The 16,057-nt window shown below is 69.8% G+C and carries 12 protein-coding genes; 6 read left to right on the top strand and 6 right to left on the bottom strand.

What is annotated here, in order from left to right; translation table 11 throughout:
- Positions 1-15: 15 nt before the first annotated feature.
- Positions 16-1,872, top strand: a complete 1,857-nt coding sequence (locus ASC95_RS04725) for a glycoside hydrolase family 30 beta sandwich domain-containing protein (RefSeq protein ID WP_057296577.1) — start codon at positions 16-18, stop codon at positions 1,870-1,872.
- A 14-nt stretch (positions 1,873-1,886) separates the two neighbouring features.
- On the top strand, positions 1,887-3,845 hold the full coding sequence (locus tag ASC95_RS04720; protein WP_057296576.1) for a sialate O-acetylesterase: 1,959 nt from the start codon (positions 1,887-1,889) through the stop codon (positions 3,843-3,845).
- Here the strand turns inward: ASC95_RS04720 and ASC95_RS04715 are convergent.
- The 3 genes from ASC95_RS04715 to ASC95_RS04705 form a co-directional block, all read right to left on the bottom strand.
- Positions 3,833-4,648 carry a CPBP family intramembrane glutamic endopeptidase gene (locus ASC95_RS04715; protein WP_082567481.1) on the bottom strand — a complete coding sequence of 272 codons (816 nt, stop codon included), beginning with the start codon at positions 4,646-4,648 and terminating at the stop codon, positions 3,833-3,835. The two genes, ASC95_RS04720 and ASC95_RS04715, sit on opposite strands and share 13 nt — an antisense overlap.
- Positions 4,649-4,723: 75 nt before the next feature.
- Positions 4,724-5,041 (bottom strand): hypothetical protein, encoded by a 318-nt coding sequence (locus ASC95_RS04710; RefSeq protein WP_057296574.1) that lies wholly within the window; start codon positions 5,039-5,041, stop codon positions 4,724-4,726.
- Between the two features lie 103 nt (positions 5,042-5,144).
- Entirely contained in the window at positions 5,145-6,161 is a 1,017-nt protein-coding gene (locus ASC95_RS04705) for a LacI family DNA-binding transcriptional regulator (RefSeq protein WP_057296573.1), read from the bottom strand.
- Between the two features lie 177 nt (positions 6,162-6,338).
- Here ASC95_RS04705 and ASC95_RS04700 point away from each other — a divergent pair, with 177 nt between their 5' ends.
- Positions 6,339-6,716: a YciI family protein gene (locus tag ASC95_RS04700; RefSeq protein ID WP_057296572.1), complete on the top strand. Its 378-nt coding sequence runs from the start codon at positions 6,339-6,341 to the stop codon at positions 6,714-6,716.
- A 14-nt stretch (positions 6,717-6,730) separates the two neighbouring features.
- The gene (locus ASC95_RS04695) at positions 6,731-7,957 is read left to right on the top strand and encodes an MFS transporter (protein ID WP_057296571.1); all 1,227 of its coding nucleotides are present in this window, start codon (positions 6,731-6,733) and stop codon (positions 7,955-7,957) included.
- A gap of 9 nt (positions 7,958-7,966) precedes the next feature.
- Here ASC95_RS04695 and ASC95_RS04690 read toward each other — a convergent pair whose 3' ends face one another.
- From ASC95_RS04690 to ASC95_RS04680, 3 genes are all read right to left on the bottom strand, one after another.
- Positions 7,967-9,010, bottom strand: coding sequence for a PHB depolymerase family esterase (locus ASC95_RS04690; protein WP_057296570.1), 1,044 nt, complete (start codon positions 9,008-9,010; stop codon positions 7,967-7,969).
- 29 nt (positions 9,011-9,039) lie between these two features.
- On the bottom strand, positions 9,040-9,462 hold the full coding sequence (locus tag ASC95_RS04685; protein ID WP_057296569.1) for a hypothetical protein: 423 nt from the start codon (positions 9,460-9,462) through the stop codon (positions 9,040-9,042).
- Between the two features lie 61 nt (positions 9,463-9,523).
- Complete coding sequence (locus tag ASC95_RS04680; protein WP_082567480.1) at positions 9,524-13,255, bottom strand: glycosyl hydrolase family 8; 3,732 nt, start codon at positions 13,253-13,255, stop codon at positions 9,524-9,526.
- Between the two features lie 144 nt (positions 13,256-13,399).
- On the opposite strand from ASC95_RS04680, the gene ASC95_RS04675 reads away from it, so the two are divergent.
- On the top strand, positions 13,400-15,022 hold the full coding sequence (locus tag ASC95_RS04675) for a glycoside hydrolase family 43 protein (protein WP_235537688.1): 1,623 nt from the start codon (positions 13,400-13,402) through the stop codon (positions 15,020-15,022).
- Complete coding sequence (locus ASC95_RS04670) at positions 15,019-16,056, top strand: aldose epimerase family protein (protein WP_057296567.1); 1,038 nt, start codon at positions 15,019-15,021, stop codon at positions 16,054-16,056. Before ASC95_RS04675 ends, ASC95_RS04670 begins: the two co-directional genes overlap by 4 nt.
- Position 16,057 lies beyond the last annotated feature (1 nt).

Here is a 16,057-nt window from a genome sequence, read left to right as displayed (position 1 = left end):
CACCCAGCCCTGCGCATGCGCCCCACCACCACCTTCGCCGCCCTGCTCCTCGCCTTGCTCGTTGGATGCGGCGGCGGCGGTGGAAGCGGTGCCGCCGAACAGCCCCCGGCCAGCACGCCGGCCCTGCTGACGCCCGAGCTGACCTGGCCCGAACCGGCCGCCATCACCTGGGGCACCACGCTCAGCGCCGCCCAGCTCAATGCCAAGGCCAGCGTGGCGGGCAGCTATGCCTACACGCCGGCCACCGGCAGCCGGCCCGAGGTGGGCAGCCAGACGCTGAGCCTGGTCTTCACGCCCCAGGATGCGACGCACTACCGCAGCGTCACGATCAGCCGCCCGCTGCGGGTCGATAAAACGCGGCCGGCGCTGCGCTGGGACGCGCCCGGGGCGGTTGTGCAGGGCGCCGCCGTGCCGGCCGCGGCCCTGGGCAGCGCACCCCGCGCCCTCTACGGCGTGCAAGGCACGGCCGACCCGGCCTCATTCAGCCTGCTGGACGGCCGGCCGCTGAGCCAGGCCAGCGCCACGCCCGGCAGCGCCGTGCTGCGCGCCCGTTTCCTGCCGCAGGACAGCGCCCACTATGAGCCGGGCTGGGTGCAGACCCTGCTGAGCGTCAAGCCCGCGGCAGCCACCGCGAGCGTTGACTTCGGCGCGGCGCGCCAGACCATCCAGGGCTTCGGCGGCTCGGCGGCCTGGTACTACACGCCCATGGCCGCCGCCCGCGCCGATGTGCTGTTCGGCACCCAGGGCGATGACGCCCTCGGCCTGAGCATCCTGCGCCTGCGCATCGCCCCCGCGGCCTGGGACGCCACCGCCCGGACCGCCGACACCGGCGCCTGGAGCGCCGAGATGGGCAATGCCGTCGCCGCACAGGCACGCGGGGCTTTGGTGTTCGCCTCGGCCTGGACGCCGCCCGCCTCGATGAAGCTCGCCAATCCCGAGCGGCGCGACCCGCTGTGGAGCGGGCGGCTGGACCCGGCCGCCTACGCCGCCTATGCCGAGTACCTGAACGCCTACCTGCGCTACGCCACGAGCCGCGGCGTCAGCCTCTACGCGGTCTCGCCGCAGAACGAGCCCGACTGGGACCCGGCCGACTACGAGTCCTGCCTGTGGAATGCCGACGAGCTCAAGGCCTGGATCGCCAACCACGGCGCGGCGGCCGTGGCCGGCACGAAGACGCTGCTGATGGCGCCCGAGTCGCTGAACTTCTCCCCCGCCACCACCGAGGCGCTGCTGGCCGACCCCGCCGTGGCCGCGCGCATCGGCATCCTCGGCGGCCACCTCTACGGCGGCGTGCCGCAGACGGCCGAAGGCGCGCAGGGCCGGCCGGTGTGGATGACCGAGCACTTCCAGGACTCGGTCAACAAGTCCGGCACGGCCGCGGCCTGGGCCACCGGCATCGACGACGCCCTGGCCATCGCGCGCGAGGTGCACGAGGGCTTCGCCCTCGGCCAGTACAACGCCTATGTGCACTGGTGGCTGGTGAACGCCAACGACGCCCAGCCCACCGGCCTCATCGACGCGGCCAACCAACCCAACCACTTTGGCCTGGGGCTCAAGCATTTCGCGTACTTCGTCCGCCCCGGGTCGCAGCGCGTCGAGGCCACCGCCCAGCCGCTGCCGGGCGTGAGGCTGTCGGCCTATGCCACGCCGGCCGATGCCACCAGCCCGCGCGCGGTGCTGGTGCTGATCAACGAGGGCAGCCAGCCGCAAACGCTGGAGCTGGCTCTGGCCGGCCGCACGGACAGCAGCTGGACGCCCTATGTCACGACCGCCAACGGCCGTTTCGCGCGGCAGGCGGCCTTGCCCGCCACGGCCGGGCGCGTGAGCGTGACGCTGCCCGCCAAAAGCCTCACGACCCTGGTCACCCCATAAGACGAGACAACCCGATGAAGAAGACCGCCCTCCTATCCGCGCTGCTTTCACTGCTGACCGCCACCGCTCAGGCCGAGGTGCGCCTGGCCCCCGTGTTCGGCGAGCACATGGTGCTGCAGCGCGAGCGCCCGCTGCGCCTGTGGGGCCAGGCCACGCCCGGCCAGACGCTGACCGTCGAGTTGGCCGGGCACCAGGCCCGCACGCAAGTCGCCGCCAACGGCCGTTGGCGCGCGCAGCTGCCTCCCCTGCCCGCCGGCGGCCCGCACCGCCTGCGCGTGCAGGGCGACCAAACGGTGGAGCTGCGCGACGTGCTGATCGGCGATGTCTGGCTGCTGTCCGGCCAGTCCAACATGGAGTGGCCGCTGGCGACCACCGACACCGGGCCGCAGGAGGTCGCCTCGCCGCAGAACCCGCAGCTGCGCCAGCTGCGCGTGCCGCTGCGCGCCAGCCTGCTGCCGCAAGCCGACATCGCGCCCGCCGCCTGGCAGGTGGCCCAGCCCGGCGCCGTGGGCGAGTTCAGCGCCGTCGGCTACCACTTTGCGCGCCAGATGCAGGCCGTGCAGGGCGTGCCCATCGGCCTCATCAACACCGCCTGGGGAGGTTCCCACCTCGAGACCTGGATGCGCCGCGAAGCGGCCCTGCGCGACCCGGACCTGGCGCCGGCCGTCAAGGCCCTGCCGGCCGACGAGAAAGCCTTCGCCCGCGCGCGCCGTGAGCGCATCGAGGCCGTGGTCACGGCCTGGCAACCAGGCCTGCCTTGGCAGGGCGTGGACGCCAGCGGCTGGTCGGCCGCCGCCGACATCGACACCGCCTGGCCGAAGCTGCAGGCGCCGCAGGTCTGGGAATCGCAAGGCCTGCCCGACCTGGACGGCATCGTCTGGATGCGCCGGCGCATCGAGCTCAGTGCCGCGCAGGCGGCCGGCGCCGCGCAGCTGCACCTCGCCAAGGTCGACGACTGCGACGAGGTCTGGGTCAACGGCCAGCGCGTTGGCGGCCAGTGCGGCTACGACCAGCCGCGCCGCTACGAGCTGGCGCCGGGCCTGTTGCGAGCCGGCGCCAATTGGATCGCCGTGCGCGTCACCGACAACGGCGGCGGTGGCGGCTTCCATGGCGACGCGGCGGCGATGCGGCTGGACACGGCGGCCGGCAGCCTGCCGCTGGCCGGCGCCTGGCGGGCGCGCGTCGAGCAAGTCAGCGCCAGCACCGGTCCCACTGCCAACGACGCGCCCACGCTGGCCCACAACGGCTTGATCGCACCGCTGCAGGGCCTGAGCGTGCGCGGCGTGCTCTGGTACCAGGGCGAGAGCAACACCGGCCGCGCGGCCGCCTATGCCGACGGCTTCAAGCGGCTGATCCAGGACTGGCGCGCCCAGTTCCAGGCCCCCGAGCTGCCCTTCCTCTTCGTGCAGCTGGCCGCCTTCCTGCCGTTGGCCGACAACCGGCCCGGCCATGGCGGCTGGGCGGAACTGCGCGAGGCCCAGGCCGCCGCTTTGGCCCTGCCGCACACCGGCATGGCGGTCGCCATCGACATCGGCGACGCGGCCGACATCCACCCCCGCAACAAACGCAGCGTCGGCCAACGCCTGGCCGCCCTGGCCATGCATGAGCTGGGCCTGCGCCCGTCGCCCGCCACGGGACCACGCCTGGCCGGCACCGAGGTGCACGGCAACGAGCTGCGGCTGCGGTTTGCGCAGACCGCCGGCGGCCTGCGCACGGCCCGGGCCGGCGAAGCCTTGCGCGGCTTCCTGCTGGCGGGCGCCGACCAGCGCTGGCAACCGGCCCAGGCGCGGCTGGAGGGCGCCGACGTCATCGTGTTGAGCAGCCCGGCCGTGGCCGCGCCGATGGCGGCGCGCTACGCCTGGGTCGACAACCCCAGCGAAGCCAACCTGATCGGCGGCGACGGGCTGCCGATGGCGCCTTGGCGCAGCGACAGCTGGGCGCTGGAGACGCTGGGCCGGCGCTACCCCGACTGAGAAGCTGAGAGCCGTCGGCGCCTGATCGAGACCGCAAGCGCGACGCACACGAGCAGGAAGGCACCGTCCATCACCAGCATCGTGCTCAGCTGCTCGCCAGCCGTCCATAGGCGCGGCGAGAGCGGTGCCAGCAGCGTCTTCACCGTCGGCGGATCATTCAACAGCAAGTCTCGCGTCCAGTTCACCGCGGCGTGCACGCCCGCCGCCGCGGGAACGCTGCGCCAGCGCACGAACACCAGCCCGAACAACAACGAGCCCACTGTGGTGCCCAGCAGCGCCACCTGCCAGGGCCAGCCGTTGACGACATGGAACACCGCAAACAGCAGCGCCGTGAAGAGCTGCGCCTGCCAGTGGCCCCATCCCGCGATGAGGCGCTCGAAGCTGTAGCCGCGGAACACGAGCTCTTCGACCGCGTTGCCGCACAGCAGCCAGAGCAGTGACCACGCCGCCATTCCTGCGCTGAAGCGCGGATTCCACGCCCAGGGAAAGGGCAACACGAGCCGCATCACGACCGCGATCACCACGATGAGCAGCACCCCGCCCGCAAACCCGGCGCCCAGCTGCCCCAGCCGGCGCCACGACGCATTGAGGCCAAGCACCGCAAGGGAACGCCCCTCGTATCGCAGGAAGAGATGGCTCAGCGCGATGGCGGCCCCGACCAGCACGATCGGATGCCCAACAGCGATGAGGCTTGGCACCGCCCAGATCGGCGCGCAGATCAACAGGAACAGCAGCGCCCGACGAATCGGCGCTGAGCGCGCCAGGGGCGCGGGACTTCCCGGCGGGAACGGGAGGGCGGTCATTGAAGCCTGTCGAGGAGCGAGCGGTACCTAGCGGTCCATTTGACCGCAGGCCAGGCACCGCCGTCGATGACAGCCTCAATGATGCGTGCGTGCTGCGGCGTTGCGCTTGCGGGTCTCGGCGCTCTTCTTGGCCGACGCCGAGCGCTCGGCCGCCGTGCGGCTGGCCGCGGCCTTGCCGCCCAGGCGGCCGCCTTTGCGCGAAGGCTCGTGGTTCTCGGGCTGGCCGCGGCCCGAGCCCGACTTCTTGCCGCCGCCGGTCTCCTTGTTCACCGTCGCCCATGCGCGGGCCTCGGCTTCTTCCTTGGGCACGCCGCGGTGTTCATAGCCGCTTTCGATGTGCTCGGCCTGGCGTTTCTGCTTGTCGGTGTACGACGATTTGTCACCTCGGGGCATGGTCGTCTCCGGGAGTGGAAAGCTCCCACCATGCGACGCTGAGGTTCGCCGTGTTGTAGGACGCTGCGCCAATTACATCCGCCGGCCATGCAGCGTCATGGCTTCAGACAAAGCGCGTTGACAGCCTCACCACCAACTCGGGTTCGGGCGCCACGGCCCTGGGCCGGCGATGCGCCAGCAGGTCCAGCATGGCCGCGGCGGCGCGGCGGCCCAGTTCGGCCGGCGACAGGTTGACTGTCGTGCGCGGCGGGCAGGCATGGGCCGCGGCCAGCACATCGTCGAAGCCGACGACGGACACGTCCTCGGGAATGCGCAGGCCGTGCCGGTAGAACGCCTGTGCCGCGCCGGTGGCCATCTGGTCGTTGGCAGCGAAGAGGGCCGAGAACTCGATGCCCCGGCGCAGCAGGTCTTCGGCGGCGCGCTCGCCGCTGGCCTCCTGGTAGTTGCCGCGCACCACCAACGCGCGGTCCAGCGCAACGCCGGCCTCCTGCAGCGCGGCCCGGTAGCCCTGCTCGCGCTCGAGCGCGTCCGGGTGGGTCGGGTCGCCGGTGATGTGGGCGATGCGCCGATGGCCGCGCTGCAGCAGATGCCGTGTGGCGGCACGTGCGCCCTCGAAGTCGTTGGAGTGCAGGCTGTGCAGGCCCGGTGCCCGCAGTTCCCGGCCGGTGGCCACGACCGGCAGCTCCAGGGCCAGCTCGGTCAGGAAGCGGTCGTCCAGCGTGCCCGTCAGCACGATGATGCCGTCCACGCGGCGGGCGCGCAGCGACTGCACGCAGCGCTCCTCCTCGCGCCGGTCCCAATGCCCGCTGGCGACAACGAGGCCATAGCCAGCCTTGGACAACGCCTCCTCGACGCCGCGCAGCGTCCAGGCATAGCAGGGGCTCTCGAAGTGCTGCACGACGATGCCGATGGTGCGGGAGCGCCCATCGGCCAGCGCCCGCGCGATCGTGTTGGGCACGAAGCCCAGCCGCGCGATGGCCGCGAGCACGGCGTCGCGCTTCTCGGGGCGCACATGCGGCGCGTTGTTGATCACGCGCGAGGCCGTCGTCGTCGACACGCCGGAGGCGTCGGCCACCATGCGCAGCGTGGCGGCATGGGAAGAGGGGGAGTGACTTTTCATCGAACCATCAGACAGAAATGACAGCGTTGTCAACCGGTGTGCAATCGTGCATCAACATCTGCAATTGAGCAAGCGCAGAGGTCGGGCCAGATCGCTTGTCGATTTCACGGGCCGTCGTTCGTCGTGGGGTGAGACGGCGGAATTCTTCTGCCGCACCCTGCCTCTGGAGACCCGACCATGCGATTCCTTTCGATGATCCGCGCCGACGAAACTGCCGGCCAAGGCCCCACCGAGCAGTTGATGGCCGACATGGGCCAGCTGATCGACGAGCTGACCCGCTCGGGGCAGCTGGTCAGCACCGCCGGGCTGCGGCCCTCCTCGGAAGGCATGCGCGTGCGCCTGCACCGCGACGGCCAGCTCTCGGTGGTGGACGGCCCCTTCACCGAGACCAAGGAGGTCATCGCCGGCTACGCCATCTTCGAGGCGCCCTCCCGTGCCGAGGCATTCGAGCTGACCCAGCGCTTCCTGCGTCTGCATGGCACCGGCTGGGACCTCGCGTGCGAACTGCGCCAGATCGACGGCCCCGGAGAGGGCTGCACCCATTCAATTTCCTGAAGAAAGGACCGGCCATGCGCTCCTGGTCAACGTCCCTGCGCGAGCACTACCGCTGGATCATCGTCGCCGCCGGCGGCCTGCTTGGCTGCGTGGCGATCGGCGCCCTCTTCTCCCTGCCCGTGCTGCTGCGACCCATCGCGCTGGACACCGGCTGGTCCACCACGGGCATCTCCACCGCCATGACGGTCGCCTTCGTGGCGCTGGCCGTCGGCAGCATGTTCTGGGGCGCCCTGTCCGATCGCGTCGGCCCGCGCCTCGTCGTGGTGACGGGCGCCCTGCTGCTCACCACCGGCCTGGTGCTGGCCAGCCTCGCCACCTCGCTCGTGGCTTTCCAGCTCTGCTTCGGTGCCATCGTCGGCGTCAGCGCGGCGGCGATCTTTGCGCCGCTGATGGCCTGCGTCACCGGCTGGTTCGATACGCGTCGCAGCCTGGCCGTGTCCCTGGTCTCGGCAGGCATGGGCATGGCGCCGCTGACCATGTCGCCGCTGGTCGCCTGGCTGGTGCAGGGCCACGACTGGCGCAGCACGCTGCAGATCGTCGCGGCGCTGGTGGCCGTCATCATGCTGCCGGCAGCAATGCTCGTGCGCCGGCCACCGGCGCTGGCGGCAGCCGCCGCGACGCCGGGCGAGGCGCAGGAAGCCGGCATGTCCGTCGGCCAGGCTGTGCGCTCGGCACCCTTCCTGATCCTGGTGCTGACCAGCTTCCTGACCTGCGCCACCCACTCGGGCCCGATCTTCCATACGGTGAGCTATGCCGTGACCTGCGGCATCCCGCTGATGGCTGCCGTGTCGATCTACAGCCTGGAAGGGCTGGCCGGCATGGGCGGCCGCCTGGTGTTCGGGCTGCTGGGTGACCGCTTCGGTGCCGCACGCACGCTGGTACTGGCCTTGCTGGCCCAGGCGGTGGTGGTGCTCGGCTATCTCTATGCGCGCGAGCTGAAGAGCTTCTACACCGTGGCCGCCCTGTTCGGCTTCACCTATGCCGGCGTGATGCCGCTGTTCGCCGTCATCGCACGCGAGAACTTTCCACTGCGCATGATGGGCACGGTGATCGGCGGCACCACCATGGCCAGCAGCATCGGCATGGCGCTGGGGCCGGTGCTGGGCGGGCTGATCTACGACTCGTTCTCGAGCTACGCCTGGCTCTTCATCGGCGCATTCGCACTGGGCATCGGCGCCTTCCTGTCGGCGCTGATGTTCATGCGCCTGCCACGGCGGCCATTGGCTGCTGCGGCGGCCTGAGCGCTGCGTTCAACGCTCGAAAAAGAAACGCATCATTTCCGCGCTGGCATCGGGCCCGCGAGCGTCCGCGTAGGAGCCCGACGGATCGCCGCCCGACCAGGCGTGGCCGGCACCCCGCACCAGCCATTGCTCGGTCACGACCTGGCCTTGCGCGTCCTTGTGCAGCCGCCGCCTGCAAAAACGCCCGCCGCGCTGGAGACCTTGCTGTTCATCCACGCTGACGGCGGTGCAGCCGTGGGTGGCCGCCACCTGGTCGGCATTGCTCGGATGGACCGTGGCATCGGCATCGCCGTGGAAGACGATCATGCGCACGCCGGATTTGGCCTTGTCCGACGGCGTGGGGCTGCTCCGGCCCTGCATCGCGGCCAGTGCGCCCGGCAGGTCGCGCGCCGCACCGGCAGCGAGCCCGGAGTGCACGCCTGCCGCGGCGAAGACGTCTGGGTGCGTGTCGGCCAGGATCGCCGCCATCGCGCCGCCGGCGGACAGGCCGGCCACAAAGATGTGTTTGGCGTCGACGCCATGGCTGGCAGCGATGTGCTGAACCATCGCGGTCAACAAGGCGGGTTCGCCGCGGTTGCGGCCCTGGTGGTTGTGCTTGAACCAGTTCCAGCAGCCCTGCGCATTGGCCTGGCGCGCCTGTGCCGGGTAAAGCACCAGCGCGTTGTATTCGGCACCGAGCGCGTTCATGCGCGTGCCCTTGGCGAAGTCGTCGGGATTCTGCGTACAGCCATGCAGCATGAGGACCAGCGCGCGCGGCTTGTCAGCCTGGGCCGGCGGGATGAACAGGCGGTAGTCGCGTACACCAGCGCGATGGGTGTAGTGGCCGCTGACGAACTGCGAGTTCGCGCTGACTTCAGGAGCGGCCGCCGGCATCCCTTCTTCAATGACACGCGCTTCGACGTCAATGACGGCGTCATCCAGCGGTGGGGAGGGGCGAACCGGCGCTGCGCTGCGTTCCAGCGCCTCGGTGATGGCCGCCATCGCGGCCTGCAGGTCGCCGGCACGCGTGAGCGCGGTGGCGTTCTTCATCAATTGACCGAATTGCGGATGCATGGGGACTTTCGAGAGTCGAGCGGCCCGGCTCAAAGCAGCCGCCCGACCAGGGCCGTTTTGACGGCGGGACTGGCGTGGAGGGCGCCAAGCACGGTCAGCGACTCGATGGTGGCGAGCGCCAGTTCCGGCGTGACATCGGGCGCGATGACGGCGAGGCCCAGCACGCGGATCTGCAGCTTCTGCCCCGCCGCCTGGACCTCCGCCAGGTCTGCGGCACTGAACTGCTGGATGCCCAGCACGATGCTCTTGCGCGAAACGACCTGGCGCACCACGTCCGCGTGGGTCGCGATCTGGTTGCGAATGGCCGTGCGGATCAGGTCGCTGCGGTTGGCATAGAAGCCTTCCTGGACCAGCAAGTCGATCTGGCCCAGATCGACACAGCCGATGTTCAGGGTCAGCTTTTCATCGACAGGCTTGGCCGTCCTGGGTGAAAGCAAAGGTGTGGCAGGCATGGCGCTATCATGCAACCATCCACTTGGATTCCACTAACCTTATTTTGTAACCTTCCTCAGCCTACCAAGCCTTGAAGCGCCCCGTCACATGCAGCAGCGCCATGAACTGCAGCAGGCCGTCGTAGTAACGCCATTGGCCGGCGGGCGGCTCCAGCGCCCAGAGATCGTTGACGAAGCGCGCACCCAGCGGCTTGTCGACGAGTAAGGCCGCGACGGCATTGCTGGCCATCAGGCCCGTGGAGGCCTCGTCATTCAAGGGCTTGCCGTCCACCGCGTAGAGATGCGGATAGGGCTTGCCGTCCTTGCCTTGTGAAGCGAAGAAGCCCAGCAGCTTGCGGCTCAAGCCCGCGGCGTCGGGGTTCTTGTCCCACCAGGCCTGGTCGACACTCCAGTTCACCGCCGTGCGGAAGGCGTCGTAGCGGAAGTCCTCATGGCCTTCATGCACGCGCGGGCGGCCGTCGAATTCGGCGTAGTCGGGCGTCAGGCCGGTCCTGGGATGGGCCGCCATGGAGAAATAGGCGCGGCTGATCGCGGCGATCTCGGCCCAGCGCTGGCGGTCCTCGGGTTTGGCGGCGCGGCGGGCCCAGATCTCGTAGAAGGCGGGCAGGTGGTAGGACGGGTCGCTGAAGTCGGCGGCCTTGCCGATGGGCACGAAGACGACCTGGCCGCGCTCGGGCGAGAACATCGAGCGCACGCCGTCGACGATGCCGCCGTTCATCTCCTCCTTGTGCAGCATGGTGCTGAGCAAGGCCTGGGCCTGGGCGTTGTAGTCGTACTGGCCCTGGCCATTGCCCCAGCGGGCGGCCGCCATCAGCAGCGCCGTGGCGAAGTACTCCTCGCCGTCGGACGCGGGCACAGTGTCCTTGTCGCAGCCCTTGGGCCGGCATTGCCAGCGGAAGTAGCCGGCGCGTGGGCCCGTGCGGTAGCGCATGTGGGTGGCGGCCCAGTTCCACAGCGCGTCGAACTCGGCCTTGCGACCCATCTGCACGGCAATCATCATCCCGTAGGACATGCCCTCGCTGCGCACATCGGCGTTGTTGACGTCCAGCACATAGGCGGCCGGGCCGTCAGGTGTGGCGGGCGCGGGATAGACGACACGGTGTTCGGCGTCGCCCTCGAACAGCGACTGCCAGTAGCCGGCCAGCTTGGCGTCGATGTCGGCCTCGGTCACGCTGGGGCGGATCTCGCGCAGCAGATTGCGGTAGTTGCCGGTCTGTGCCGCACCACGCGGCGGAAGGACGACCGAGGCCAACGGCGCCAGCACGAGCTTTTGCAGCACCGCGTTGTCATCGAGGCGCCAGACCTTGATGACATGGCGGCCGGGCTGCAGGCTGGCGAAGCGTGCGCTGAGCACAAAGCCGTTGTCCTTGACGGCCTGCGCCCAGTCCTTCTCGCCGCGGCTCAGCTCGGGGCCCGCGGTGGGCGTCAGATGGAGCTTGAGTTCCTGCGCCGGCAACTCGTCGATGGCCACGGCCAGGCGGATGCCGCCCGCATTGCGCGTGTCCAGCGTCGGCACCATGTGCAGGCTGAGCAGCAGGTCACCGGCATGCGACGTGTCAACGTCGTACTCCAGCCTCACTCCATCGGCCAGTGTTGTCGGCGCGCGGCCTTGCGGCAAGGCCGTCACTGCGCCCAGGCCATGGCCGAGGTTGGGGATGGCCGTCCAGGTCAGGCCCTGGCCGTCGATGGCGCGGCTGAAGCGAATCGCCTCCAGCGTGATCACGTTCGACGCTGCTGCCGCAGAGCGCTGCAGCTGGCGTTGAACTTCGGCCGCATCGGCGCTGCCCGCCACGCGCTTCACTGCCGGCATGATGTTCTTGTCCGGCTGCTGCCAGCTCGTGTAGCCGATATGGGTCTGCAGCATCATGCCGGCCCACTTGCCGTTCGCCAGGGCGTGGTACTGGTCGGCGATGGCCTGGTCGCGCTGGAAAGCGGCCTCGGCGCGGTCGGCAAAGACATTGGCACGCGCATCGCCTGCCGCGGCCAGCTTGCGGTTCCAGGCCACCGCGTAGTACAGGCGGTAGAGATTGGCCATCGCCAGTACGGGGTGCTCGACGAGTTGGAAGTAGGCGTCGAGCTGGTCGGCCTTCAGCCCGGCCTTGACCTTCGCCACGCGCGCTTCCAGCGCCTCCCATTCGGCGACGCGTCGGCCGAAGTCGCCACCGTCCAGCGCATCGGGCGCGGCATTACCGAGAGGAAAGCTGCCCGCGTCGACCAGCTCGGGCTTGCGCCGCGCCGCGTACTGGCTGTAGCGCGTGACCAGCTCACCGATCTCCGCGGCTTGAGTGCCTGCGAAGGTCTGCGCCGCCCAGTTGCGCGGGTAGGCCGCCAGCGCCGTCGGCGTCATGCGCTGCGGGCTCCAGGCCATGTCGAGGAAGAAGTTGATCGGGAACTCCATCGGCTTGATGTCGCCGACATTGACGATCCACAGCGCGTCGGCGCCCCGCTCGTGCGCCAGGTTCATCTGCTGCCAGGTCTTCTCGATCTGGTTGGTGTTGAGCCACTTGTAGTTGCGCGGGCCACCGACGTAGTCGAAGTGGTAGTACACGCCGTAGCCGCCCTTGCGGTCGAGGTCCTTCACCGGCAGGCGGCGGATCTGGCCCCAGTTGTCGTCGGCAAACAGCAGCAGCACGTCGTCGGGCACCTGCATGCCTTTGTCGTAATAGTCCTGCACCTCCTTGTAGAGGGCCCACATCTGCGGCGTCTTCTCGGCCGGCTGGCCGGTCACATCGGCAATGATCTTGCGCTGGTCGCGCACGATGCCTTCGAGTAGTGCGGTGGCCGTGCCCTCGCTCATCGGCTCGTCGCCGTCGCCACGCATGCCCACGGTGATGAGGGTGTCGAAGGCCTTGCCGCCAGGCCGGCCCATCGTGCGCTGCATGCCGCTGCGCCAGAACTCGCGCAGCTTGTCGGCGTTCTTCGTGTAGTCCCAGGCGCCGCCCTTGAAGCGCGCCCATTCGTCATGCGCCCGCGACATCGGTTCGTGATGCGAGGTGCCCATGACGACGCCCATCTCGTCGGCCAGCACCATGTTCTTCGGGTCGTCGGCATTGAAGGCGCGCGGCGCCCACATGGCCGGCCACAGGTAGTTGCCACGCAGGCGCAGGATCAGCTCGAACACATGGGCGTAGAAGGCCGAGTTGGCACCGCCGAACTTGGCCTGCGCCCAGGTGCTCAGGTTCGGCGCCTCGTCGTTGATGAAGATGCCGCGGTATTTCACCTGTGGCTGGTCGCGCCGCGCGCCCGCGGCCAGGAAGACGTCCTGCCTCTGCTGCACCGGCACATCGGCCCACCAGGTCCAGGGGCTGACGCCGATGCGGGCAGACAGGTCGTAGGTGCCGAAGACGGCGCCGCGCCGGTCCGAGCCGGCGATGACGAGGGCGCGCGCCACGTTCGGCCAGGGCCTGTCGACGACGACCTGCCGATAAGCCTCCCACTGGCCACGCAGGTCGTCGAGCTTGAGCTTGTGGCGGGCGACGAGGTCGGCCAGCACGGCGCTTTGCCCCAGCACGCCGATGACGACGACTTCGCCATGCGCGTCGGCGATGCGGTCCAGCACCGGGGCAGGCTGGCCGGCTACGCGTGCCAGGTCGCCCGCCAGGGCGCGGCTGGCATGCCGCAGCGCCGGGTCGGCCCCCGCGTCGATGTGAACGGCCGCTGGCCGGCCCGCACGGATCAGTGCCAGACCCTGGCCAGGGTCGCGTTCGCACACGGAAACCGGCGCCTCGCAGGCATTCGCCGCTGCGCCGGCCAGCACCGCCCCCAGCAGGACGGCCATCGCTCTGAAATTCATGCGTCTTGTCTCCGTGGGGCGCCTTGGAGCGGCGCCTCTGGTCGCTAATGGTTACGCAATCAGGCTGGTTTCACCCTAATGCGAAAGATCTTGTAGTGGTTTATGGTAGCGTAACCTTTTTGTCGTCTCCTGGGACCAGGGCCCGTGAGCACCGCAGCGATGATCCACAACCCCGTGCTGCCCGGCTTCAACCCGGACCCTTCCTTCTGCCGCGTCGGCGATGACTTCTACATCGCGACCTCCACTTTCGAGTGGTACCCCGGCGTGCAGATCCACCGCTCGCGAGACCTCGTCAACTGGACGCTGGTGACGCGCCCGCTGAACCGCAAGAGCCAGCTTGACATGCGCGGCAACCCGGACTCTTGCGGCATCTGGGCACCCTGCCTGTCGTACGCGGACGGCCGGTTCTGGCTGGTCTACACCGACGTGAAGCGCTTCGAGGGTAACTTCAAGGATGCGCACAATTACATCGTCACGGCGCCCAGCATCGAGGGCCCCTGGAGCGACCCGGTCTACGTGAACTCTTCGGGCTTCGACCCCTCGCTGTTCCATGACGACGATGGCCGCAAGTGGTTCATCAACATGCTGTGGAACCACCGCACCGGCTCCATCGGCGGCCAACCCAAGGCGCCGGCCTTCGACGGCATCCTGCTGCAGCAATGGGATGCCGCCAGCGGCAAGCTCGTCGGCCCGGTAAGCAACATCTACAAGGGCACGTCGCTGGGCCTCGTCGAGGGGCCGCACCTGTTCAAGCGCAAGGGCTGGTACTACCTCATGACCGCTGAGGGCGGCACAGGCTACGGCCATGCGGTGACGCTGGCGCGCTCACGCACGCTGCATGGCCCCTACGAGACGCACCCCAACCTGCATGTCGTCAGCAGCAAGGACGCGCCCGAGGCGCCGCTGCAACGCGCCGGCCATGGCCAGGTGGTGGAACTGGAGGATGGCAGCACCTACCTCGCCCACCTCTGCGGCCGGCCGCTGCCCGGTACGCGGCGCTCACCGCGTGGCCGCGAGACCGCCATCCAGAAATGCGTGTGGGGCGACGACGATTGGCTCTACCTGGCGCACGGCGGCATGGTGCCTGCCGTTGACGTGCCCGCGCCCTTCGCTGGCATCGAGCCGCGACCGCGCGAGGCCGTGCGGCGCAGCTTTGTCCATTGCCCTGCCCTGCCGCCCGAGTTCCAGTGGCTGCGCACGCCCGAGCCTGACCGCCTGTTCAGGCTGACCGGCGACGCGCTGCGGTTGACAGGCCGCGAGTCGGTGGGCAGCTGGTTCGAACAGAGTCTGGTGGCACGCCGCCAGGAAGACGCGAGCCTGCGCGCCGAGACGACGTTGGCCAGCTTTTCCCCGGACACCTACCAGCAGGCGGCGGGCCTCGCTCACTACTACAACCGCCACAAATTCCACGCCCTCGTCGTGACCTGGCAGGACGGATCGGGTCGCGTACTCAGCATCCTGTCCTGCCCTGGCGACTGGCCTGATAACCGGCTGCAGTTCCCGCTGGCCGAGCCCGTCGTGCTGCCCGCCGAAGGCCCGGTGCGCCTGGCTGCCGACATCGACGGCCCGCAGCTGCAGTTCTTCGCCGACTGGGGGCAGGGCTGGCAGCCCGTGGGGCCCGTGCTGGATGCGAGCGTCATCTCGGACGAAGGCGGCCGCGGCGAGCATGGCTCCTTCACCGGCGCCTTCATCGGCATGCTGGCCTTCGACACCAGCGGCGCGGCACGCACGGCGGATTTCACAAGCTTCGACTACCTGCCTCGATGAGCGCCGGGGCTGCAGCAGACTGTCCCGCGGTCTTCACGCTCGGCGCAGCCGACGGCCTGCAGATCCAGGTGAGCGACCTGGGCGCGCGCTGGCTGTCCTGCCTCGTGCCCATCCCGGGCGGCGGCCGGCGCGAGATCGTGCTCGGGCATGCGACGCCGGCCGACCATCAGCGCGAGCCCGGCTTCTTCGGCGCCATCGTCGGCCGCTTCGCCAACCGCATCGGTGGCGCCGCCTTCACGCTGGACGGGCGCGCGCATCGGCTCGTCGCCAACGAAGGCGAGAACCAGTTGCACGGCGGTCCCGACGGCTTCGACCGGCGCAGCTGGACGGTCGTCGACCACGGCACGCACCACCTGCGGCTGACCCTGCATTCGCCCGACGGAGACCAGGGCTACCCGGGCGCGCTGGACGCCGAAGTCGAGTACCGCCTGGACCCGCAGCGGCCGGCCGTCACGCTGCACTTCGGCGCCCGCGTCAACGCGCCCTGCCCGGTCAACCTGACCAGCCACCCCTACTTCAACCTCGACGGCACGACGGCGCCCGTGCTCGGCCACCGGCTACAGGTGGCCGCGAGCGCGATGCTGCCGGTGCGGCCCGACATGATTCCGACCGGCGCAGTCGCACCGGTCGTCGGCACGCCTTTCGACCTGCGTCAGCCACGCCGCATCGGCGACGGCCTGGGCCAGGGTGAGCAACAGTCGCATGGCAGCGGCTACGACCACTGCTTCGTGCTGGACGAGAACGCCGCCCGCGGCGAGGCACCTGCGGCCGCGCTGGTCTCGAGCGACGAACGCCTGGCCATGCGGCTCTTCACCAGCTACCCTGGCCTGCAGGTCTGCAGCGGCAATTTCGTGCACCATGCCAAAGGCCGCGATGGCCTGCCCTTTTCCCGCCATGCCGGCATCGCGCTGGAGCCACAGTTCTTCCCCGATGCGCCCAACCACCCGGGCTGGCGGGAACAGGGCTGCATCCTGCGCCCCGGCCAGACGCTGGCGCGCTGGATGCGCCTGGAGTTCGACGCCCTCGCCCGATGAA

The organism is Pelomonas sp. Root1217 (assembly GCF_001425705.1).
Lineage (GTDB): Bacteria > Pseudomonadota > Gammaproteobacteria > Burkholderiales > Burkholderiaceae_C > Pelomonas.
Note: the sequence above shows the minus strand (reverse complement) of the source record. Positions and strands in the feature narration are given on the sequence as shown.